Source organism: Kluyvera sichuanensis (assembly GCF_014218705.1).
GTDB classification, from domain to species: domain Bacteria; phylum Pseudomonadota; class Gammaproteobacteria; order Enterobacterales; family Enterobacteriaceae; genus Kluyvera; species Kluyvera sichuanensis.
Window position 1 is genome coordinate 73655 of the sequence record NZ_JABBJF010000020.1, and the last position, 22342, is coordinate 95996.

General features: G+C 52.9%; 18 protein-coding genes. 9 read left to right on the forward strand and 9 right to left on the reverse strand.

All coding sequences use genetic code 11. The annotated features are described in order from the left end of the window. Window positions 1-745: 745 nt before the first annotated feature. From HII27_RS18080 to HII27_RS18090, 3 genes are read left to right on the forward strand one after another with little or no spacing between them, the layout of a single operon-like run. Complete coding sequence (locus HII27_RS18080; RefSeq protein ID WP_185669160.1) at window positions 746-1186, forward strand: hypothetical protein; 441 nt, start codon at window positions 746-748, stop codon at window positions 1184-1186. A gap of 1 nt (window position 1187) precedes the next feature. Then, complete coding sequence (locus HII27_RS18085; protein ID WP_185669161.1) at window positions 1188-6632, forward strand: calcium-binding protein; 5445 nt, start codon at window positions 1188-1190, stop codon at window positions 6630-6632. Then, window positions 6547-7803, forward strand: coding sequence for a calcium-binding protein (locus HII27_RS18090; protein WP_185669162.1), 1257 nt, complete (start codon window positions 6547-6549; stop codon window positions 7801-7803). The genes HII27_RS18085 and HII27_RS18090 overlap by 86 nt, the downstream gene beginning before the upstream one ends. Window positions 7804-7888: 85 nt before the next feature. Here HII27_RS18090 and ridA read toward each other — a convergent pair whose 3' ends face one another. The 4 genes from ridA to HII27_RS18110 all read right to left on the reverse strand — a co-directional run bounded on the left by ridA (window position 7889) and on the right by HII27_RS18110 (window position 9900). Further along, entirely contained in the window at window positions 7889-8275 is a 387-nt protein-coding gene (gene ridA, locus HII27_RS18095; protein ID WP_000047541.1) for a 2-iminobutanoate/2-iminopropanoate deaminase, read from the reverse strand. A 73-nt stretch (window positions 8276-8348) separates the two neighbouring features. Further along, window positions 8349-8810: an aspartate carbamoyltransferase regulatory subunit gene (pyrI, locus tag HII27_RS18100; RefSeq protein ID WP_123651198.1), complete on the reverse strand. Its 462-nt coding sequence runs from the start codon at window positions 8808-8810 to the stop codon at window positions 8349-8351. Between the two features lie 13 nt (window positions 8811-8823). Then, window positions 8824-9759: an aspartate carbamoyltransferase gene (gene pyrB / locus HII27_RS18105; RefSeq protein ID WP_185669163.1), complete on the reverse strand. Its 936-nt coding sequence runs from the start codon at window positions 9757-9759 to the stop codon at window positions 8824-8826. Window positions 9760-9795: 36 nt separating this feature from the next. After that, window positions 9796-9900, reverse strand: coding sequence for a pyrBI operon leader peptide (locus HII27_RS18110; RefSeq protein ID WP_072351778.1), 105 nt, complete (start codon window positions 9898-9900; stop codon window positions 9796-9798). A 263-nt stretch (window positions 9901-10163) separates the two neighbouring features. On the opposite strand from HII27_RS18110, the gene HII27_RS18115 reads away from it, so the two are divergent. Next, window positions 10164-10616, forward strand: coding sequence for a YhcH/YjgK/YiaL family protein (locus HII27_RS18115; protein WP_185669164.1), 453 nt, complete (start codon window positions 10164-10166; stop codon window positions 10614-10616). Window positions 10617-10701: 85 nt separating this feature from the next. Here the strand turns inward: HII27_RS18115 and argF are convergent, their stop codons facing one another. Beyond that, window positions 10702-11706 carry an ornithine carbamoyltransferase gene (gene argF, locus HII27_RS18120; RefSeq protein WP_185669165.1) on the reverse strand — a complete coding sequence of 335 codons (1005 nt, stop codon included), beginning with the start codon at window positions 11704-11706 and terminating at the stop codon, window positions 10702-10704. Between the two features lie 160 nt (window positions 11707-11866). Between argF and rraB the strand changes: the two genes are divergently transcribed. The 3 genes from rraB to HII27_RS18135 all read left to right on the forward strand — a co-directional run bounded on the left by rraB (window position 11867) and on the right by HII27_RS18135 (window position 14057). Next, a complete protein-coding gene (gene rraB / locus HII27_RS18125) occupies window positions 11867-12289 on the forward strand; it encodes a ribonuclease E inhibitor RraB (RefSeq protein ID WP_035892780.1) in 423 nt (140 codons plus the stop codon). A 52-nt stretch (window positions 12290-12341) separates the two neighbouring features. After that, window positions 12342-13100, forward strand: coding sequence for a tRNA isopentenyl-2-thiomethyl-A-37 hydroxylase MiaE (gene miaE, locus HII27_RS18130; protein ID WP_185669166.1), 759 nt, complete (start codon window positions 12342-12344; stop codon window positions 13098-13100). A 126-nt stretch (window positions 13101-13226) separates the two neighbouring features. Continuing rightward, window positions 13227-14057 carry a topoisomerase II gene (locus HII27_RS18135; RefSeq protein ID WP_185669167.1) on the forward strand — a complete coding sequence of 277 codons (831 nt, stop codon included), beginning with the start codon at window positions 13227-13229 and terminating at the stop codon, window positions 14055-14057. 26 nt (window positions 14058-14083) lie between these two features. On the opposite strand, the gene HII27_RS18140 is transcribed toward HII27_RS18135, so the two are convergent. The 4 genes from HII27_RS18140 to pepA form a co-directional block, all read right to left on the reverse strand. Continuing rightward, window positions 14084-14587 (reverse strand): GNAT family N-acetyltransferase, encoded by a 504-nt coding sequence (locus HII27_RS18140; protein ID WP_185669168.1) that lies wholly within the window; start codon window positions 14585-14587, stop codon window positions 14084-14086. 185 nt (window positions 14588-14772) lie between these two features. Further along, window positions 14773-17628, reverse strand: a complete 2856-nt coding sequence (locus HII27_RS18145) for a valine--tRNA ligase (protein ID WP_185669169.1) — start codon at window positions 17626-17628, stop codon at window positions 14773-14775. Continuing rightward, entirely contained in the window at window positions 17628-18071 is a 444-nt protein-coding gene (gene holC / locus HII27_RS18150) for a DNA polymerase III subunit chi (RefSeq protein WP_035892786.1), read from the reverse strand. The genes HII27_RS18145 and holC overlap by 1 nt, the downstream gene beginning before the upstream one ends. A gap of 113 nt (window positions 18072-18184) precedes the next feature. Further along, a complete protein-coding gene (gene pepA / locus HII27_RS18155) occupies window positions 18185-19696 on the reverse strand; it encodes a leucyl aminopeptidase (protein ID WP_035892787.1) in 1512 nt (503 codons plus the stop codon). A 267-nt stretch (window positions 19697-19963) separates the two neighbouring features. Between pepA and lptF the strand changes: the two genes are divergently transcribed. Both lptF and lptG read left to right on the forward strand, forming a co-directional pair. Next, window positions 19964-21064, forward strand: coding sequence for an LPS export ABC transporter permease LptF (gene lptF, locus HII27_RS18160; RefSeq protein ID WP_185669170.1), 1101 nt, complete (start codon window positions 19964-19966; stop codon window positions 21062-21064). After that, the gene (gene lptG, locus HII27_RS18165) at window positions 21064-22146 is read left to right on the forward strand and encodes an LPS export ABC transporter permease LptG (protein WP_185669171.1); all 1083 of its coding nucleotides are present in this window, start codon (window positions 21064-21066) and stop codon (window positions 22144-22146) included. Before lptF ends, lptG begins: the two co-directional genes overlap by 1 nt. Window positions 22147-22342: the final 196 nt, after the last annotated feature.

Consider the following 22342-nt stretch of genomic DNA (forward strand, 5'->3'; position numbering starts at 1 on the left):
TATTGCTCGGCGTGATGAATACAGAGCAACTATCCCCGGCTTCGCCGAATTATCCAAGAATGAGCAATGGGAAATTCTAAAAAGAGCTAATAGCTTAGCTTTTAATGGTACTGACGCTACAGGAAAAAGAGTCGCCAGCGACTCCCTCTGGGATCAAGCCTCAAAACGCTACGTTGAGGAAGCCTCCGGTAGTTTCCGCATTCTCGCCACCAACGCTTCAGAATTTAGTATTTTCTATCAAACTGAACTTCCTGCTCTTCTCTAAAATCCAAACCGGGATTGCCTCTTCGCTGAACGCGATATTCATAAAAATAATGGCTGTGTAATAATAAATGCTGAATTTATATGTGATATTCATATGTAACTCTCTATAAATATCGTCATGATGACAATATCTCAATTAAATTAATATTTATTTTAATGGATTAATGGATTAATGGATTAATGGATTAATGGATTAATGGATTAATGGATTAATGGATTAATGGATTAATGGTTTTTATTGATTTTATGTATATTTGCTGGCATGTATTTCTAGTACAGCTATATCATTATAATTATATATTTTTGATATATTTAAATCTCTCTAATAGTTTATATTGATAATTTATTATTGGCTTTCTCGAATATTTGAGCTTAATCAACGTTATTCCTATTAGCTATTTATTGACGATTGTTTGTGTATAAAAAACCAGGGCATAGTCTCAGTGTAACAATTTATGTTTAACACTGAGAGGACATGATTATGCCATTTGTTAAGGTCGAAGTTACACAGGAAGAAAGTGAAATCCTGCTGTTACGGGATGAAGAACTGAATCGGGTCTACCAGGCTACGGGGGGGGGGCAGATTACCGCAGCTGCTTGGGATTTTCCCGCTCGCTGGTACGTTAATGAGGAAGAGGATGCCAGTTTTTGCATGCTTTGTATGGGTGATAGCCCTATGTCTGATCCAAGGCATCTATATATTTTAAGAATAAATAAATACTATATCATTTTCCAATTAGTCGGTTTCACAACTGTAAAGTTTATTCACGGTAGTCCTTTGCTAGATAATGATCTTTACAGGGTGAAATATTTGATTTTAGCAGGGTTAAATTCTATTGGTTACTGGGGGGTGGGTATTACAGATACTGTTGACCTTGTGCTCGATCCCGCTTTTGAGTTTTCTCAGAAGATAGGGGGGTAACATGGCTTATACTTATTCTGAAGCACTCGAACAGTTGAATTTATTGCTTCGTGATGGCAAGGTAACCGTCGCAACTCTTGAAAAACTAATTGCGGACACCTCAGCAAAGGTCCTGCAGGCGGATCCGGACAGCATATACCTTCTTTATAGTGGAAATACTGATGATGTTAAAGGTAGTGATACTGCTACCAATATAAATAATAAAAAAATAAATGTTTTTGTAATCGCTGATACTCCTGCGGGTAGACTTCTTAATAACTATGATTTTAAGAAGGCATATTTTTTAGCCCGGCGGGATGAATACAGAGCGACCATTCCCGGTTTTAAAGATTTATCTATAATAGAACAGAGTGATATTCTAACTAGAGATCATAATTTAGCTTTTAGTGGGACTGACGCCTCTGGAAAAAGAGTCGCCAGCGACTCCCTCTGGGATCAAGCCTCAAAACGCTACCTTGAGGAAGCTACCGGTAGTTTCCGCATTCTGGCCACCAATGCTTCAGAATTTAGTATTTTCTATCAAACTGAACTTCCTGCTCTTCTTAAAAACCCGAACGTCACTTTTATAGAGGGTATTCCCCGTGAGGCGCTGGAAAAACTGAGTCTTAACGAAGCGTTTGAGCATATACAAAATAACGCGCGAATGCATATGTTCGGTACGGGGGTAGCCAACGGCAATAATATTAACGACTGGCTTGATTATGACGCTGATACTTTTAAAGGCCATGATTATATTGATAATCTCAAACGAAACCTGTCCGGACTAAGCGATGAAGAGCGGCGTAGTTTTAAAAAGACAGCTGATTTCCTCGCAGAATCAGGAACTAAATTAGTTAAACATGTTCCTTTGGCAGGTAAATTGCTCCTGGCAACATCGTTGGCGATGGTGGCGGCTGAGTCGTCCGCGGCGATGGATCGAGGCGATAAAGATGAAGCTCTGGCGGTCTGGATCGAATTTGCTGCGAAGGAGTTCGGCAGCGAGGTGGTCGGTATACTGTCTGGCATTGCGGTTGGCGCACTGGCGGTTACCGCTGGCGCGACGGCGGGCGTTGCTGCGGCCTTAGGTCTGGGTGCGGCCGTACTGGGCGGGTATGTCACCGAAGAGACGATCGACCAGTATGTGGATTTAATCCGGGATAAAGATGCCAACGGCATCATGGACGTTCTGGATCGCATGAAAAATCTCTTTTACGGCGTTAACGGGCAGGTTCCTGACCGCCTGCCGCCAGGATTTACTCCAGGGCATCGCTATACGCTGGATACGCGCTCCAGCGCGGCAGAAATGGCGGAACGGGCAAAAAACAGCCTTGCATACCGTTATGCGCTGATCAATCTAAACCCCTTTGTGATTACCGATTTTGACTATAAGGCTTATGCTTCTGACCCTAAATATCAATATGACAGCTATTCGCAGCAGTTCTGGCAGGATCGAGCGCAAATGGCATACTGGCGTATTCAGTACCAGTTGCAGGGGCTTGATGTTGGTGATGAATTAAATACCTCCGCCGTCAGCGGAAACTATGATTTTATTGATATGAGCACACCGCTTGCCGGTAGTGATTTTATGCAGCTTAGTATTGATGGCGTAGGGATTACTGAAAACGATCGAAAAATAATATTTGGCAGTAATCGTGGTGAGAAAATTATTGGCGCGGGAGACCGCGATCGCCTTTATGGTGGTGGCGGCAACGATATGCTCACTGGGGGAGCTGGCGAAGATTATATTGAAGGTGGTGATGGCGATGATGTATTGCTAGGGGGGAGTAAGGATGATATCGATGATGGTGAAGCCGATATTCTCTATGGCGGCAAAGGCAATAATTACTTTATTGCTGATCGTTACGATACGATCTTACTGACGGATAAAACTGATATTTATGGTTCCGTGTATTTAGCAGATGGGAACGGTAGCGTCCAGGAATTGAAGGAAGCCCGTCATTACCAGGGCGATCCTGAAGGTACTTATACCGATGATATGGGTAATAAATATACCTTTGAGGGTGACACGCTGGTTATCAACGATGGCCTAAGAATTACCGATTTTAAAAAATGGGCGAACGTTAAGACTGACTCGAATGGAAGTGAAGTCTGGTCGGCTTTAGGCATTACTATCCGGAATGATGAAGAGGGCGATAAGGCACCGGATATGCGAGGGGCTGAAAAAATAGACCCGGTGGTGATCGATCTGGACGGCAATGGTGTGGAAACACTGTCTGGGCGGGGCGTTAATTTTGACCATGGTGGTGATGGCGTCAAAGAATTAAGCGCCTGGGCAGCATCGAGTGATGGCTTTCTGGTCCGGGATCTCAATGGTGATGGCAAAATCAGTACTGGCCGGGAATTATTTGGCAACCACACACAACTGCAGGATGGCAGTACCGCTAGTAATGGCTACCAGGCGCTACACGATCTTGACGATAACCTGGACGGTATGCTTGACCGTCACGACAAAGCCTGGTCTTCGCTGAAAATCTGGCAGGATAAAAACAGCAACGGTGAAACGGATGCTGGTGAGCTATTTACGCTTGATGATGTGGGAATTGAGGCCATCGACATCCAATACACCTCTTCGACGTATCGGGATACCAATGGTCAGGAGTACCGACAAACCGGCAAGATCAGTTGGGCGGATGGCAGGACAACATCTAGTGCTGATATCTGGTTTCAGACAAGTCAGAAGGGGCGCGTTCACGTCCAGGATTTTACGCTGACGCCGGATGTGATTAAGCTTCCTAACGCGAAGGGTTTTGGTAATGTGTCGGACCTGCGTGAGGCGATGGCCCGTGACAGTCAGTTAATGGCGTTGGTCAAAAGCTATATTGAGGAAAAGGATAGTACTCGTAAAGAAGCACTGCTGGATCAGCTCATTTATCGGTGGGCGGGGGTGCAAGATGTTTCAACCAATCAGCGGTACTCGGTGACCTATCAGCAGGTAGCGCTGCTTGAGCAGCTCACCTCTGTATCCTTTAACCATTGGAATCATGGTTCCAATATTCTGGAGAAACCTTCAACGCTGTTGCTGAAGGAATATCTGCAGTTCAGAAATTTCACAAAGGCACAGTTGCTGACACAAACCACCTTATATGAGTATCTAAAGGATGTCGTGTTGTCGGGCTTCAATTTTGCGACTTTAGGTACGGTAATAAACCTTGAAGCAGCAGAATCATTATTTACTCAACTCTACAAGGCCGGTGAATACAGCCTGCTCAACGAAGTCAGCACGGTGTTAGTCAATCTCTCCGTTTATTCCGATCGTTCCCGCCAGGAACTGGCCGATCTTCGTTATCGTTTAATCATTCGTGAACCGAAAATGGCCGATTATCTGGCGAATGATGACGCGTTTGCGGGATCGATTGGTGGTAGCAGCAACCGCTTTTTGACCGGCGGTGATGACGGTGAATCGTTGTTCGGAGATTCACTAGTTAACACGTTAAGCGGCGGTAAAGGGAGCGACACTCTGAGCGGTGGCGACGGGAACGATACGTATCTATTCAACGTTGGTGATGGTCAGGATGAAATCCTTGAATTTGGCGGCGATATTGAAGATATGTCCCGCATGCTTGAAGGCGAAAATGAAAAACGCGCCAGGGCTGAACGTGCTGGTCAGGATCGTATCTGCTTCGGCGAGGGGCTATCGCCTGACCAGGTGATAGTCAGTCGGGAAGGATTCGATTTGGTTGTGGCTTTTCGGGACAGCAGTGACCGTGTGACGATAAGTAACTTTTTCTATGCGGATGAGCACAAAGTTGAATCCCTGGTGTTTGCTGACGGTACCGTCTGGAGCCTTGACGATATTGAAGCACGACTCCTGTCAGGAACGCAGGCCGATCAATATCTCGACGCATGGGAAAACGGCAGCGAAATTCACGCGGCTGGCGGAGATGATGTCCTTGAAGGTGGGCGGGGTGATGATGCGCTCTATGGCGATGACGGGGATGACACGCTAACCGGCGGAGCCGGGGATGATATCCTTTCCGGCGGTACAGGGGATGACATACTCTCTGGTGGCAATGGCAGTGATACCTATCTGTTCAGTAAAGGTGATGGCAACGACCGTATCTATCGCAGTTACTCTGGATGGGGACAACCAGAGGATAACAGCCAGGACATTCTGCGTTTTGGCGAGGGTATCCTGCCTGAAGAGGTACAGCTGCGGCGGGATGGAGATAACCTTGTTATCTCACTTAGCGACGGTCAGGATAGCATCACCATTGATGACTATTTTGTTGCTGCTTCTCCTCTGCTGTCACAGATTGTCTTTGCTGATGGCACCGTCTGGAATGCGATTGCCATAAATGCTGCATTGAGAGTTGTAAATGACACCGTGCAGACCCTCACAGCCGCGGAAGAAGGCGGCACTGTTGAGGCGGGTGATAATGATGACTCGCTGAGAGGTTTATCCGGTGATGACGAACTCTTTGGAAAAAGCGGGGATGACTGGCTAACCGGTGGTGCAGGTAACGATATTCTGGCGGGCGGCGAAGGCAGCGATACCTATGTGTTTAACGCTGGCGATGGCCAGGATGTGATAGTCGATCAGGGCTATGCTGACCAACGAGACACTAACATTCTGCGTTTTGGCGAAGGGGTGCTGGCAGAAAATATGGTCGTGCGACGTGACGGTGACGATCTCTGTGTGACCTTCAAAAACAGCGATGACAGTATTATCGTCAGCAATTATTTCATGACCAGCATTCCTACGCTGGAACGATTTGTGTTTGCCGATGGTACCGAGTGGGATCCTGCCACAATCAAAGCTCTAACGCTGGTCGGAACCGATGGTGACGATTATCTGGTTGCGTATCCGGAGGGCAGTGAGATTTACGCTGGCCGCGGTGATGACTGGCTTGAAGGCGCGGATGGCGACGACGGCCTGTCCGGCGGTGAAGGTGATGACAACCTGTTGGGCGGGAATGGTAATGATACGCTAGCGGGCGGTGCGGGAAACGACTGGTTAAGCGGCGGCGGCGGTAGTGATACCTATCTCTTTAACGCCGGGGATGGGCAGGATACGGTGAATGGGGTGTCTATGTCTGAGGGTTCCAGCCTCAGCGACACCGAGACAATCCGTTTCGGCACTGGGCTGTTGGTAGAATCGGCCACCGTTACCCGTATGTATGATTCGCTTATTATCACGTTTCTGGATAGCGGTGACAGTATTACCCTCGAGGGCTATTTTTCTTCGTTTATTCGCCCGAAATATAGCATCGTGTTTGCGGATGGCACGGAATGGGATTATGCCGCCATACAGGCATTAACACTGAAAGGCAGCGACGATGCGCAGACGCTGGAAGCTTATCGCGAAGGCTGTGAGATTCATGCCGCAGGCGGCAACGATACTCTGCGAGGGAGCTATGGCAATGATGCGCTGTACGGTGATGAGGGTGATGATGCCCTGGATGGCGACAATGGTGACGATCTGCTGGTTGGGGGGGGGCGGCAATGACCTGCTTTGTGGCGGAGAGGGCGATGATGTCTACCTGTTTAACGCAGGCGACGGACAGGATCAGGTCAACGGCGACAGGTATGACACAGGGGTTGATACGCTGCGTTTTGGTGATGGCATTCTGGCACAGGATACCCTTGTCCAGCGCAACGGCGATAACCTGGTTATCAGCTTCCGTGACGGTACCGACAGCGTGACAATAAATGATTACTTTGGGAATGCGAAGCCAATCAGCAGCATTATCTTTGCCGACGGTACAATTTGGGATGATGTCGTCATAAGGAATGCGTTATATACCGGCACGGAGGAGGCGCAGTTGCTGCAAGCTTATGACACGGGCAGTGAAATCCACGCCGCGGGTGGGGATGATATCGTGTATGGCGATAGCGACAATGATGCGCTGTACGGTGATGACGGTGACGATGAGCTTTATGGCATGTTGGGAGACGACACGTTATACGGCGGAAATGGTCATGATACGTTGTCGGGCGACTCCGGCGATGACTTGCTGGCCGGCGGCGCAGGTAACGATATCCTGCGCGGTGACGATGGCCGGGATATGCTTTACGGCGATGACGGCGCGGATGAACTTCACGGTGGAGCCGGTAATGACTGGCTCAGCGGCGGCCAGGGCGATGATATTCTAAACGGCGGAACTGGCAACGATCGGCTGTCGGGTGGCGTGGGTAACGACACGCTTAACGGCGGTTCTGGTAGTGATACCTACCTGTTTAACGCTGGAGACGGCCAGGACACGATCGCTGAAAACAGCAGCGTCAGCGGCGACAGCGACACCCTGCGTTTTGGCGAGGGAATGATGGCTGCAAGTGCCATCGTTCAGCGCAGCGGTAATGATTTAGTGATTGCCTTTAAAGACAGCGAAGATAGCGTCACGGTGAAGGATTATTTCTCTTCAGAAAAGTATCGGGTAGAGCATATTGCCTTTGCTGACGGTACCGACTGGCTGATTGAAGATGTTCTTAATCACACAGAGGATGATATTCCTTTACCGCTGGCGCAGCCTGCCGATGCCCCTGTTTCCCTACAACGGATACGGGAAGATATGGCGATGTTTGCTGCTGGCTGTGATGGCGATGATGACAGCGTAGTCAGCATGATTCCATCACTGAGTACCGCACGTTCGTCAGTCGGTTCGCTGATGAACCTTTAAGTCGCACGCATTAGTCGTTGAAAAGCGGTTTAAAAACAATAAACCCCGGTAAGTTTAGTTAGCCGGGGTTTATTGTTATCGAGACTTAGCGACGCACGGCGATCGCTTCGATCTCAATCTTCACGTCTTTCGGCAGACGGGCCACTTCTACGCAAGAACGCGCTGGGAAGGTGGCATTGTGCTCGGTGAAGAAGGCTTCGTAAGTGGCGTTAACGGTCGCGAAATCGTTGAGATCTTTAACGAATACGGTAGTTTTCACGATATCGCCCACTTTCAGGCCAGCGGCCTCAACGATAGCTTTCACGTTTTCTAGCGACTGACGCGCCTGAGCAGATACGTCTTCCGGCACGCTGCCGGTTTTCGGGTCTACCGGGATCTGACCGGAAGTGATGATCATGCTGCCCAGGTCAACGCCCTGAACGTATGGGCCGATCGCTGCTGGTGCATTTTCCGTCGCAATAGTTTTGCTCATGATATCTCCAGATGAACTGCAGTATTAAGGTGTTAGCCATTATAGAGAGGCAACATTTCAATACCAACCGCAATTAGTTGGCCAGCACCACATAATGAGAAAACTCTTTTTCACAGTATTTGCATTTGAGTGCAACGTCATCGGCACGTTTTTTCACTGCAAAGCTAGAGGAAACCGGTTCGGCATGGCTAATACAGTTGCTGTTCGGGCACACCAGCACGCTCTCGATGCGCTCCGGCAGGCTCGGGCGCGATTTGCCCACCACTTCATAGTTATCGATGCGGTTAACGGTCGCCTCTGGCGCGTACAGCGACAGCTGGTTGACCTGCTCATCGGTCAGGAAGGTATTTTCGATTTTAATCAGGTCTTTACGCCCCATCTCGCCGGATGGCAGGTTCAGGCCGATGGTGATGCGCTGGTCGGTTTCGGTCAGCTTGAACAGGGTCAGCAGCTTAAAGCCAACCTGGGCCGGGATATGGTCAATTACGGTGCCGCGTTTGATGGCTTCTACTTGTAATTTGTTATCGTGTGTCATCGTCGTTTCCCCCTTACAGAGCCAGTTCGCTATTCAGTACCAGTGCCAGTAACGCCTGGCGGGCGAAGATGCCGTTGCCGGCCTGCTGGAAGTACCAGGCGTGCGGCGTTTTATCGACATCGGTGGTGATCTCATCAATGCGCGGCAGCGGGTGCAGCACCTTCATGTTATCGCGTGCGCCGACCAGATCCGCCGCGCGCAGGATGAACTGTGCCTTGACGTTGGCGTATTCGGACGGGTCGAGGCGCTCTTTCTGTACGCGGGTCATATAGAGAATATCGACTTCCGCCATCACCTCGTCGATGGAGCTATGCAGGCTCCAGACGATATCTTTCTCGTCCAGCATATCGAGGATGTACTGCGGCATCGCCAGCGCGTCCGGAGCGATAAAGTAGAAGCGGTTACCGTTAAACTTCGCCAGCGCCTGGGTCAGCGAATGGACGGTGCGGCCGTACTTCAGGTCGCCGACCATAGCGATGTTCAGGTTCTCCAGGCGGCCCTGGGTTTCCTGAATGGTGAACAGATCCAGCAGCGTCTGGGTTGGGTGCTGGTTCGCGCCATCGCCGGCATTCAGTACCGGAATGTTGCCGGAGAACTCGGTGGCCAGACGCGCCGCGCCTTCCTGCGGGTGGCGCATGACGATGGCATCAACGTAGGTGCTAATCACCGAGATGGTGTCGGCCAGGGTTTCGCCTTTCTTACCGAGCGAGGTGTTGGCGCTGTCGGAGAAACCGACCACGCTGGCCCCCAGACGGTGCATGGAGGTTTCAAAAGAGAGACGGGTGCGCGTCGAGGCCTCGAAGAAACAGCTGGCGATCACTTTGTGCTTCAGCAGCTCCGGCTGTGGGTTCGCTTTCAGGCTGGCGGCGGTCGCCAAAACCAGTTCAAGGTCTTCGCGGCTGAGATCGTTTATGGAAATGATGTGTTTTTGATACAGCGGATTAGCCATGGTTATCTCCTGACGACGGCGCAAAAAAAAAGCCCCTTAAATAAGGGGCTTTACGAATACGGATGCTACGGAAAGGAAAAACGGCAGGCCAGCGTCTGTTTTCAGACGCGGTAAGACGCGATGTCGTACACACTGAACCATAATTCCTCCCGGCAAAACGGGTGGCATTATACGCAGCTTTATCTGGCAATCAAGCGTCTGATTCACATTTTAATCAACGAAAACGATTCTCATACAATAAAAATTCATTTTGCATGCGTATAAATTCAATTTTTATGCAGGGCAGCAAAAGTGTGCGCTAAACCAGCAGGATGGCAGAGTCATGATAAAAAGTACTGGTATGGTATCGCGAATTTACGTATAACAACTGAAAATTGAAACATTGTTTTATTTGTGGAGTCATCATGATTATTGGCAACATCCATCACCTTCAGTCCTGGCTGCCGGAAGAGCTGCGTCAGGCTATTATCCACCTTATGGCGAACGTTACCGATGCTACCCCTGAAGGGAAATATGACATCGACGGTAACCGCCTGTTCTATATGATCTCTGAGAACATGACCGAACCGTTTGCCGATCGTCGTGCGGAGTATCATGCACGTTATCTGGATATCCAGGTGGTACTGAAAGGCCAGGAAGGAATGGCGTTCAGCACCCAGCCTGCGGGTGAGCCAGACACCGATTGGCTGGCGGACAAAGATATCGCGTTTCTGCCGGAAGGCGTGCAGGAAAAGATGGTGGTGATGAGCGAAGGTGACTTCGTGGTCTTCTACCCAGGTGAAGTCCACAAGCCGCTGTGCGCGGTGGGACAGCCTGCGAAAGTGCGTAAAGCGGTTGTGAAACTTCTGGTCGAATGACGAACGGTAGCCCGGACGAGGTGCGATAGCAGCGACTCCGGGGTTTTCCCGGCGTCGCTGCGCTCGGCCGGGCAACATTGTGAGTTTATTTGCTTAGCGTTGCGACCATCACCGCTTTGATGGTGTGCATCCGGTTTTCCGCCTGATCGAACACGATGCTGGCCGGAGATTCAAAGACCTCATCGGTCACTTCCATCCCGCCGTGCATGCCGTACTCAGCGGCCATTTTCTTACCTACGGTCGTCTGGTCATCATGGAACGCAGGCAGGCAGTGCAGGAATTTCACCTGCGGATTGCCGGTCAGCTTCATCATGGCGCTATTCACCTGATAGCCGCGCAGCAGCGCAATACGCTCCGCCCACTTCTCTTTGGCTTCGCCCATCGATACCCACACGTCGGTGTAGATAAAGTCCGCGTCCTTCACGCCTGCGGCAATATCTTCCGTCAGGATTACGTTACCGCCGTTCTTCTGCGCCAGCGCTTTGCACTCTGCGACCAGGCTCGCTTCTGGCCAGCATTCCTGTGGTGCCACCAGACGCAGATCGAGACCGGTTAACGCTGCGGCTTCCAGCATCGAGTTGCCCATGTTGTTACGCGCATCGCCGGCATAAACCAGCGTCATTTCGTTGAACGCTTTGCCCGGTAGGTGTTCCTGCATGGTCAGCAGGTCCGCCAGCAGTTGGGTTGGGTGGAACTCATCGGTCAGGCCGTTCCATACCGGCACTCCGGAGTACTCGGCCAGCGTTTCCACCACTTCCTGGCCGTAGCCACGGTACTGGATACCGTCGTACATGCGGCCCAGCACACGCGCGGTGTCTTTAATCGATTCTTTGTGGCCAATCTGGCTGCCGCTGGATCCAAGATAGGTGACGCGAGCGCCCTGATCGTATGCGGCAACTTCGAAAGAGCATCGTGTACGGGTTGAGTCTTTTTCGAAGATGAGCGCGATGTTTTTACCGGTCAGGTTCGGCGACTCCGTGCCGCTTTTTTTATCCGCTTTTAGTTTTGCTGCGAGCTGCAGCAGGGTGGTGATTTCTGCAGGGGTAAAATCGAGTAATTTTAAGAAGTTCTTTTTATACAGAGTAGACATAATTCCCTCACCTGGCTCAAGCCACTTATTGAATTAAAATTCACTTTATATGGATGAATATTCATTTGCAACCCCAATAACAAATCTTTATCGGAAAGGTGGAGGCAATGGCAACGGTATGTGACAATAAGAGTATCAGCCACATTATGAGGAACGAGCCATGGCAAACCCTGAACATCTGGAAGAACAGCGCGAAGAGACCCGTCTGATCATTGAAGAACTGCTGGAAGACGGCAGCGATCCTGATGCGCTGTACACCATCGAACATCACCTTTCCGCAGACGATTTCGAAAGTCTGGAGAAAGCGGCGGTAGAAGCGTTCAAGCTGGGCTACGAAGTGACGGAGCCGGAAGAGCTGGAAGTGGAAGAAGGCGACACCGTGATCTGCTGCGATATCCTGAGCGAAAGCGCGCTGAACGCAGAGCTTATCGACGCGCAGGTTGAGCAACTGATGAACCTGGCTGAGAAATTTGAAGTGGAATACGACGGTTGGGGAACCTACTACGAAGACCCGAACGGCGAAGAGGGTGATGACGACGACGAAGATTTCGTCGACGAAGAAGACGACGGCGTACGTCACTAAGTCATCACATTACCTACGGCAGCGCCCGCTGCCGTAGGGCAAGGATTTTGGTATGGATTACCCGCAAATACTCTCCCCGGTTCTCAACTTCCTGCACTGCGAAACGCCTCAGGCGTGGCTCGATAAAGCCCGCGATCCGGCCAATCTTCCTCTGTTGCTGACCGACCATCTAGTCTGTGAGCTAAAAGCGGCGCAAACCGCGATGCTGCTGGTGCGTAAATATGTCGCGGATAAAGAGGGCGCGCAGGCGCTGCTCGACTGGCTGAAACCTTATGAAGCCTTTACCTTTCGCGACGGCGTTGAGCCAGACTTTACCGCGCTGCATAAACAGATGGGTAAAAGCGCGATGCCGCAGACCGACGACCCGTGGGGAAGGCAGCTTATCGACAGCATGGTGCTACTGATAAAAGAGGAGTTGCACCACTTCACACAGGTGCGTGAGGCGATGCTGAAGCGCAATATCCCATACGTGAAAATCACCGCCAGTCGCTACGCTAAAGGGATGCTCAAAGTGGTGCGCACGCATGAACCGCTTACCCTGATTGATAAGCTGATTTGCGGGGCGTACATCGAAGCCCGCTCCTGCGAACGCTTTGCCGCGCTGGCGCCGTATCTGGATGATGATCTGCAGGCGTTTTACCTGTCGCTGCTGCGTTCAGAAGCGCGGCACTATCAGGACTACCTGACGCTGGCGCAGCAAATCGCTGACGGCGATATCAGCGAGCGGGTGCGTTTCTTCGGTGAAGTGGAAGCGTCGCTTATCACCGCTCTGGATGAAGAGTTCCGCTTCCACAGCGGCGTGCCTGCATAGTTGTTCTCAGCTTCCCGGCAGAAAAATCTGGTGGCTGGAAATGCCTCACCTTTGCCGCAATAATCGACACACAGAACAGGAAAGCATAATTCCCGGCATATTTGTCGATTTGGCTAAGGATAATCAATGAACTGGGCACACGTATTACTGGCAGGGTATATCGGGGCGGTTATCGCCATCATCGTTGGCGTATTTCGCAAAAAAGGTTGGATTGGCAAGGTCGCAGGTGGTGTGATTTTTGTCGTTGCAGTTGTTGGCTGGAACCTGTTCGACGTGCACTACCTGATCCCGCGTGAAAACCCGGACTATGGTCTAAGCGAAGCGCAGAAGTTTGAAAATGCGATGCTGACCATGCCGGTTTACCAGGTGCTTAAAGCGCAGGAACCCGCGCTTTGGGAGCATATTCGTAATCAGGCTGCACAGATGAAAGAGGCGGGGAAAAGCGAGCAGCAGATCATCGATGCTATACAACCACAGATTCTTCAACTACAGATGGCGCGTTTGCAGCAGGCACCTGATGCCAATGTTATCGAGTATATGAAGATTAACCTCGAACAGATTGCTGCGGTCAAGAATGTGGGAGATGACGAATGTTTTCGTTTTCTGTTCCCTGCGGTGAAAGGGGGAATTAACCCGGTTCGCCTTATTCCGAACGAGATTATGGCGCGGCGTATGGCGAGCGATATAGCAATGATGAACGCCGCCTATGGCCCTGGCAAGCATACGGTCACGGCGGAGGAAAAACAGTTAGCGCTGGAAGATCTGCAAGCTATTAGCCCGGGGCTGGTACAGCGCTACGGACCGGACATTCAGATTATGGCTGACCCGAGCAAAGGCGTGGGTAAAGAGAAAATGGCTTGTGAAATGGTACAGGAGCTCTGGACTCAGGTTCTCAAGCTGCCGACCGCGCGTGCCGCCGGCGTGATTCGTTTCACGCTCTCTGCCGAGATGCAATAAGGTAGACCGAGCCCTTCTGATTCCTCTCAGAGGGGCTTTAACATCCGCACTTCACAATCGACATGCCCGGTGCAGCCCAGCGGCTCGGCGATATGTTCGAATCCCAGATGTTCATAAAGACGAATAGCTTCTGTCAGAAACGCGGTGGTCTCAAGGTAGCACTGCTTAAACCCCTGTTCGCGGGCATGCTCAAGCGCCATCAGCGCCAGCTTTTTCGCCAGCCCCTGACCGCGTACGCTCGGCAGGAAATACATCTTTTGCAGTTCGCAAATATCCGGCTCGCTACAGCCTAACGGCGCGACGCCGCCGCCACCTACCACCTGACCATTCTGCTCAACCACCCAGTAGGCCGCACCCGGCTGGCTGTAAACCTGAAACAGCTCGTCCAGATTGGGGTCGGCCACCGTGTAGCCTTTATCGGCGGTCAGGCCGTGTTCGGCAGAGACCTGGCGGATAACGTTGGCAATGGCGGCGTTGTCGTCAGCCGTAAGGCGACGCAGCGTTGCAGAGACAGGGGTAATGACACTCATAGCGAACTCATGACGTAAACGTGGAACATATGCAGTTAATAACACTGCGGGGAGGGGGAGTGCAAGCGAGGATAATTCAGGAGGTTGGAACCGTACCGTGGATAACCCGGAGTCGGCGCTAATGCACCTCGTCCGGGCTACTTGACCGTTTGCCGGCTCGCCCGGCAAACGTACAGGCACGATTTTTACAGCGCGGCGATGACCGCCTGCTGCTCAATCAGCTTCGCTTTCGCTTCCGCGTAACCGTCCAGCTTCTCACGCTCTTTAGCAATCACCGCTTCCGGTGCACGAGCAACGAAACCTTCGTTGGAGAGCTTGCCTTCGATACGGGCAATCTCACCTTCGATTTTCGCTACTTCTTTTGCCAGACGCGCCAGCTCATCTTCTTTGTTGATGAGGCCAGCCATCGGGATCAGCAGCTCGGCGCCGTCGATGATTTTGGTCACGGAAACCGGACCTTTGTCATCGGCTGGCAGCACGGTGATGCTTTCCAGACGGGCCAGGTTCAGCAGGAAGCTACGGTTGTCGTTCACGCGACGCATTGCGTCAGCGCTGCAACCACGCAGCAGCAGCTCCAGCGGTTTGCCTGGGGCGATGTTCATTTCCGCACGGATGTTACGTACGGCAACAATTGCCTGCTTCAGCCACTCGGTATCGGCCAGTGCTGCTTCATCAACCTGTGCGGCGTTATATTCCGGGAACGGCTGCAGCATGATGGTGTCTGCGGTGTTGCCGCAAATGACTTTCACGCGCTGCCAGATGGTCTCGGTGATGAATGGAATGATCGGGTGCGCCAGGCGCAGCAGACCTTCCAGCACGGTGACCAGCGTATTGCGGGTGCCGCGCAGTTCAGACTCGGAACCCCCGGTCATTACCGGCTTAGTCAGCTCCAGATACCAGTCACAGAACTGGTTCCAGGTGAACTCGTACAGAATGCCCGCGGCGATGTCGAAGCGGAAGTTATCCAGTGCTTCGCGGTACGCTTTCACGGTCTGGTTGAATTCAGCCAGGATCCAGCGGTCAGCCAGAGACAGGGTCATTTCGCCGCCGTTGAAGCCGCAATCCTGATCTTCGGTGTTCATCAGCACGAAGCGGCTGGCGTTCCACAGCTTGTTACAGAAGTTACGGTAACCTTCCAGACGCTTCATATCCCAGTTGATGTCGCGGCCGGTAGAGGCCAGCGCCGCCAGGGTGAAGCGCAGGGCGTCGGTGCCGTGCGGCTCGATGCCGTCCGGGAACTGTTTCTCGGTACGTTTAGCAATTTTCTCAGCCAGCTGCGGCTGCATCATGTTGCCGGTACGTTTTTCCAGCAGGTCTGCCAGGGAGATACCGTCGACCATATCCAGCGGGTCGATAACGTTACCTTTGGACTTGGACATCTTCTGGCCTTCGTCGTCACGAATCAGACCGGTCATGTAGACGGTCTTGAACGGAACCTGTGGCTTGCCGTTTTCATCTTTGATGAAGTGCATGGTCATCATGATCATGCGGGCAATCCAGAAGAAGATGATGTCGAAGCCGGAAACCATCACGCTGGTTGGGTGGAACTGACGCAGCGCGTCGGTGTTTTCCGGCCAGCCCAGGGTAGAGAAGGTCCACAGCGCGGAGGAGAACCAGGTATCCAGAACGTCTTCGTCCTGACGCAGGGCAACGTCCGCGCTGAGGTTGTTTTCCTGACGCACTTCATCTTCGGTGCGGCCAACGTAGACGTTGCCGTCGTTGTCATACCATGCCGGGATACGGTGACCCCACCACAGCTGACGGGAGATACACCAGTCCTGAATATCACGCATCCAGGAGAAGTACATGTTTTCGTACTGCTTCGGTACGAACTGAATGTCGCCGTTCTCAACCGCTTCAACCGCCGGTTTCGCCAGCACGTCGGCACGGACGTACCACTGGTCGGTCAGCATTGGCTCGATAACCACGCCGCCACGGTCGCCGTAAGGAACGGTCAGATCGTGAGGTTTGATCTCTTCCAGCAGGCCCATCGCATCGATGGCAGCCACGATCGCTTTACGCGCGGCAAAGCGTTCCAGCTTCTGGAATTCAGCCGGGATAGCGTTGGAGTAAACGTCAGACTCTTCGCCTTTGGTGTCGTACACTTCTGCGGTTTCGCGGATGTCGCCATCAAAGGTCAGAATGTTGATCATTGGCAGCGCGTGGCGACGACCAACTTCATAGTCGTTGAAGTCGTGCGCCGGGGTGATTTTCACGCAGCCGGTGCCTTTTTCCATATCGGCGTGTTCGTCGCCCACGATAGGAATACGGCGGTCAACCAGCGGCAGAACAACGAACTTGCCGATCAGATCTTTATAGCGTGGATCTTCCGGGTTCACGGCCACGCCGGTATCGCCCAGAATGGTTTCCGGACGGGTAGTCGCGACGACCAGGTAATCTTTACCGTCTGCGGTTTTCGCGCCGTCGGCCAGCGGATAGCGGATGTGCCACATGGAGCCTTTAGACTCGCGGTTTTCCACTTCCAGGTCAGAGATGGCGGTGCGCAGTTTCGGGTCCCAGTTTACCAGGCGTTTGCCACGGTAAATCAGGTCTTCTTTGTACAGGCGGACAAAGACTTCTTTCACGGCATTGGAAAGGCCTTCGTCCATGGTGAAGCGCTCGCGCTCCCAGTCAACAGAGTTGCCGAGACGGCGCATCTGACGGGTAATGGTGCCGCCGGATTCCGCTTTCCACTGCCAGATTTTGTCGATGAAGGCATCGCGACCGTAGTCGTGACGAGTTTTACCTTCTTCCGCGGCAATCTTACGCTCAACCACCATCTGGGTAGCGATACCCGCGTGGTCGGTACCCGCCTGCCACAGGGTATTTTTGCCCTGCATGCGCTGGTAGCGAATCATGGTGTCCATGATGGTTTGCTGGAAAGCATGACCCATATGCAAACTGCCGGTGACGTTCGGCGGCGGGATCATGATGCAGAAGGACTCTTTGCTTTCGTCGCCGTTAGGCTTGAAATAGCCCTGCTGTTCCCAGTGCTCGTAAAGCGGCTGTTCGATATCTTGCGGGTTATATGTCTTTTCCATTATTTCCAGGTTGCCGTATTCAGGTTAAAACCAGCCACGCGGTAGGCTTTGTAGCGATCGCGTGCGAGTTGTTTCAGAGTTTCTTCGTAAGGGACGAAGTCTACCACTTCTGTGAAAGCGGTGGCAAAATCTGCAAAGTTTACCCGCAGACTTATCAGTATATCCCGTGGGCTGCTGTTGCGCTTGGCAGGCCAGGCTATCTCCACCGGCGCACCGCCTCTTGGGCCTTCGCCCGCCAGATTATGCGGCACAAAACTGTCCGGAGGACGGCTCCACAGGGCTTCATCCAGGCGAATGGCCTGCTGCTCGTCTTCGCAGGCGATCAGCACGCGCTTGCCCGCGCGCCAACGTTCTGCGGCAATTTCACACACCAGTTGCTCGACGGCGCTGAGGTCGTCGACGGTGGTGTCATTGTCCAGAAGATAGAACGTCGCATTCTTCATATATGGGGCTTCTTGTGATGGTTTTAAATCGCCCCCTGACGCCCTTCCCGAACGTGGGAAAGGGCGGTCCCCTCTCCCCAGCGAGGAGAGGGTTAGGGTGAGGGGGTTGTGCCTTACTCTTCGCCGTTAAAACCAGCGCGGTTCAGCAGGAACTGCGACAGCAGCGCCACCGGACGACCGGTTGCGCCTTTGGCTTTGCCGGAACGCCATGCGGTGCCGGCGATGTCCAGGTGCGCCCAGTTGTACTTACGGGTAAAGCGCGCCAGGAAGCAGCCCGCGGTGATAGCACCACCAGGACGGCCGCCGATGTTCGCCATATCCGCGAAGTTAGACTCCAGCTGTTCCTGATACTCATCGCCCAGCGGCAGACGCCACGCGCGGTCACCAGCCTGCTCGGACGCGCCAATCAGCTCGTGCGCCAGCGGGTTGTGGTTCGACATCAGGCCGGTGATGTGATGGCCCAGTGCAATCACGCAGGCACCGGTCAGCGTTGCCACGTCGATAACCGCTTCTGGCTCGAAGCGTTCAACGTAGGTCAGAACGTCGCACAGCACCAGACGGCCTTCGGCATCGGTGTTCAGCACTTCAACGGTCTGGCCGGACATGGTGGTCAGCACGTCGCCTGGGCGATACGCGCGCCCGCCAGGCATGTTTTCGCAGCCTGCCAGCACGCCGATCACGTTGATTGGCAATTGCAGTTCCGCGACCATCCGCATCACGCCGTACACCGCCGCTGCGCCGCACATGTCGTACTTCATCTCGTCCATGCCTTCGGCAGGCTTGATGGAGATACCGCCGGAGTCGAAGGTCAGGCCTTTACCCACCAGCACGATTGGGCGAACGTCTTCGGAAGCCACGCCCTTATACTCGATGACCGACATCAGGGATTCGTTCTGCGAACCGTTGCCGACCGCGAGGTAGGAGTGCATACCCAGCTCTTTCATCTGCTGTTCGCCGATGACGCGGGTGATGACGTTTTTGCTGTAGCTGTCGGCAAGCTGACGCGCCTGAGAGGCCAGGTAAGCCGCATTACAGATGTTTGGCGGCATGTTGCCGAGGTCTTTCGCTGCTTTGATACCGGCAGCAATGGCCAGACCGTGCTGGATAGCACGTTCGCCGCTGGTCAGTTCACGGCGGGTTGGCACGTTGAAGACCATTTTACGCAGCGGGCGACGCGGCTCGCTTTTGTTGGTTTTGAGCTGATCGAAGCTGTACAGCGTCTCTTTTGCCGTCTCAACCGCCTGGCGTACTTTCCAGTAGTTATTGCGGCCTTTGACGTGCAGTTCGGTCAGGAAGCAGACGGCTTCCATTGAACCGGTATCATTCAGGGTGTTGATGGTTTTCTGAATGACCTGCTTGTACTGGCGCTCATCGAGCTCGCGCTCTTTACCGCAGCCAATCAGCAGAATGCGTTCTGACAGCACGTTTGGTACGTGGTGCAGCAATAAGGTCTGTCCCGGTTTGCCTTCCAGTTCGCCGCGACGCAGCAGCGCACTGATATAGCCGTCGCTGATTTTATCGAGCTGTTCGGCGATGGGAGAAAGGCGGCGTGGTTCGAATACGCCCACGACGATACAGGCACTCCGCTGCTTCTCCGGGCTACCACTTTTTACACTGAACTCCATGCACTACGCTCCTGAATCTTAAAGACAACGGCGGTGGCTACGGATAGAATTGCAAGCTTACGTAACTCATTTCCGCTGTTGCGGTGACTTCGTGTTAATCTTAACGTTATTACGGTCCTGGCACGTCAGAACAAGTCCTGAAACGTGAAGCCGCTGAGTCATTTAATCTTAGCGATGTTTTCGACGACTCAAGAGAATAAATGACGTTTAAGCCATGAAACAAGCTATTTTCCTGCAATAAGACGGGTTTTTACGGGCGTATTTATAGTGATAATCATACGATATCTGGTGCGGGAGACGCTAAAAAGCCAGCTTGCCATCCTCTTCATCCTGCTTTTGATCTTTTTCTGTCAGAAACTGGTGAGGATCCTCGGCGCGGCGGTCGATGGTGATATCCCGACAAACCTCGTGCTCTCATTGCTCGGGCTCGGCGTGCCTGAAATGGCGCAGCTTATCCTACCGCTGAGTCTGTTCCTCGGTCTTCTGATGACCCTGGGTAAACTGTATACCGAAAGTGAAATCACGGTGATGCACGCCTGCGGCCTGAGTAAAGCCGTGCTGGTGAAAGCGGCGATGGTCCTCGCGCTGTTTACCGGTATTGTTGCCGCCGTCAACGTGATGTGGGCGGGGCCGTGGTCGTCTCGCCATCAGGATGAAGTGCTCGCCGAAGCCAAAGCGAACCCCGGCATGGCGGCGCTGGCACAGGGCCAGTTCCAGCAGTCTACCGATGGTAACGCGGTGTTATTTATTGAAGGCGTGAATGGCGCAAGCTTCCATGACGTCTTCCTGGCGCAGCTCCGGCCGAAAGGCACCGCGCGCCCTTCTGTGGTGGTGGCCGACACCGGCCAGCTCTCGCAGCGCAAAGACGGTTCTCAGGTGGTGACCTTAAATCAGGGTACGCGCTTTGAAGGCACCGCGATGCTGCGTGATTTCCGCATTACCGATTTTAAAAACTATCAGGCCATTATTGGCCACCAGGCCGTAGCCGCCGACCCGACCGATACCGAACAGATGAACATGAGCACGCTGTGGAATACGGATACCGACCGTGCTCGCGCGGAGTTGCACTGGCGTTTCACGCTGGTGCTGACGGTCTTTATCATGGCGCTGATGGTGGTGCCGCTCAGCGTGGTGAATCCGCGTCAGGGCCGTGTACTCTCTATGCTGCCAGCTATGCTGCTGTATCTGGTGTTCTTCCTGCTGCAGACTTCGCTGAAGTCGAATGCGGGCAAAGGCAAAATCGACCCGGCAATATGGATGTGGGCGGTCAACCTGGCGTACATCGCGTTGGCCGTGGTGCTGAACCTCTGGGATACCGTCCCGATGCGCCGCGTTCGCGCCCGTTTTACGCATAAAGGAGCGGTATAATGCAGCCATTTGGTGTACTTGACCGCTATATCGGTAAAACCATTTTCACCACCATCATGATGACGCTGTTCATGCTGGTGTCGCTGTCCGGCATTATTAAGTTTGTTGACCAGTTGAAGAAAGCCGGGCAGGGGAGCTATGACGCTCTGGGCGCGGGCATTTATACCCTTCTCAGCGTTCCAAAAGACGTGCAGATCTTCTTCCCGATGGCGGCGCTGCTCGGCGCGCTGCTTGGCCTGGGGATGCTGGCTCAGCGCAGTGAACTGGTGGTGATGCAGGCTTCCGGCTTTACCCGTCTGCAGGTGGCGCTGTCGGTGATGAAAACCGCGATCCCGCTGGTGCTGTTGACCATGGCAATGGGCGAGTGGGTTGCTCCGCAGGGCGAGCAGATGGCGCGTAACTACCGCGCTCAGCAGATGTACGGCGGTTCGTTACTCTCTACCCAGCAGGGCATGTGGGCGAAAGACGGCCACAACTTTGTCTATATCGAGCGCGTGAAGGGCACCGATGAGCTGGGCGGTGTGAGCATCTACTCCTTCAATAGCGAGCGTCGTCTGCAATCCGTACGCTACGCGGCCAGCGCGAAGTTCGATCAGGAGCAGAAAGAGTGGCGCCTGTCGCAAGTGGATGAATCTAACCTGACCGACCCGAAACAGATTACCGGTTCGCAAACGGTGAGCGGTACCTGGAAAACCACGCTGACGCCGGATAAGCTCGGCGTGGTGGCGCTGGACCCGGATGCGCTGTCTATCAGCGGCCTGCACAACTACGTGAAGTATCTACAGGCCAGTGGCCAGGATCCCGGTCGCTATCAGCTCAATATGTGGAGCAAAATCTTCCAGCCGCTCTCCGTGGCGGTAATGATGCTGATGGCGCTGTCGTTTATCTTTGGCCCGCTGCGTAGCGTGCCGATGGGGGTGCGCGTGGTGACGGGGATTAGCTTCGGCTTTGTGTTCTACGTCCTTGACCAGATCTTCGGCCCGCTGACGCTGGTCTACGGTATCCCGCCGATTATCGGGGCGCTGCTGCCAAGCGCCAGCTTCTTCCTCATAAGCCTCTGGCTAATGATGCGAAAAGCCTAACCCCCCTTGTAGCCCGGCCGAGCGATAGTGACGCCGGGTTTTTTATGCCTGCAATTTGCTGGTTTTTTTGGAACATCGGCGCTATCCCCGGGGTCGCTGCCGGTACAAACCGGAAACATAGGTAACACTTTAGACCGGATACATGGGTAACAGTTATAACAGGCATAGAAGAGGAGACTCGCTATGCCCTGGACTG

What these genes read in the sequence shown, in the direction of transcription:
- HII27_RS18080 (WP_185669160.1), top strand. Translation starts at nt 746, where the DNA reads ATGCCATTTGTTAAGGTCGAAGTTACACAGGAAGAAAGTGAAATCCTG.
- HII27_RS18085 (WP_185669161.1), top strand. Translation starts at nt 1,188, where the DNA reads ATGGCTTATACTTATTCTGAAGCACTCGAACAGTTGAATTTATTGCTT.
- HII27_RS18090 (WP_185669162.1), top strand. Translation starts at nt 6,547, where the DNA reads ATGATGCGCTGTACGGTGATGAGGGTGATGATGCCCTGGATGGCGACA.
- ridA (WP_000047541.1), bottom strand. Translation starts at nt 8,275, where the DNA reads ATGAGCAAAACTATTGCGACGGAAAATGCACCAGCAGCGATCGGCCCA.
- pyrI (WP_123651198.1), bottom strand. Translation starts at nt 8,810, where the DNA reads ATGACACACGATAACAAATTACAAGTAGAAGCCATCAAACGCGGCACC.
- pyrB (WP_185669163.1), bottom strand. Translation starts at nt 9,759, where the DNA reads ATGGCTAATCCGCTGTATCAAAAACACATCATTTCCATAAACGATCTC.
- HII27_RS18110 (WP_072351778.1), bottom strand. Translation starts at nt 9,900, where the DNA reads ATGGTTCAGTGTGTACGACATCGCGTCTTACCGCGTCTGAAAACAGAC.
- HII27_RS18115 (WP_185669164.1), top strand. Translation starts at nt 10,164, where the DNA reads ATGATTATTGGCAACATCCATCACCTTCAGTCCTGGCTGCCGGAAGAG.
- argF (WP_185669165.1), bottom strand. Translation starts at nt 11,706, where the DNA reads ATGTCTACTCTGTATAAAAAGAACTTCTTAAAATTACTCGATTTTACC.
- rraB (WP_035892780.1), top strand. Translation starts at nt 11,867, where the DNA reads ATGGCAAACCCTGAACATCTGGAAGAACAGCGCGAAGAGACCCGTCTG.
- miaE (WP_185669166.1), top strand. Translation starts at nt 12,342, where the DNA reads ATGGATTACCCGCAAATACTCTCCCCGGTTCTCAACTTCCTGCACTGC.
- HII27_RS18135 (WP_185669167.1), top strand. Translation starts at nt 13,227, where the DNA reads ATGAACTGGGCACACGTATTACTGGCAGGGTATATCGGGGCGGTTATC.
- HII27_RS18140 (WP_185669168.1), bottom strand. Translation starts at nt 14,587, where the DNA reads ATGAGTGTCATTACCCCTGTCTCTGCAACGCTGCGTCGCCTTACGGCT.
- HII27_RS18145 (WP_185669169.1), bottom strand. Translation starts at nt 17,628, where the DNA reads ATGGAAAAGACATATAACCCGCAAGATATCGAACAGCCGCTTTACGAG.
- holC (WP_035892786.1), bottom strand. Translation starts at nt 18,071, where the DNA reads ATGAAGAATGCGACGTTCTATCTTCTGGACAATGACACCACCGTCGAC.
- pepA (WP_035892787.1), bottom strand. Translation starts at nt 19,696, where the DNA reads ATGGAGTTCAGTGTAAAAAGTGGTAGCCCGGAGAAGCAGCGGAGTGCC.
- lptG (WP_185669171.1), top strand. Translation starts at nt 21,064, where the DNA reads ATGCAGCCATTTGGTGTACTTGACCGCTATATCGGTAAAACCATTTTC.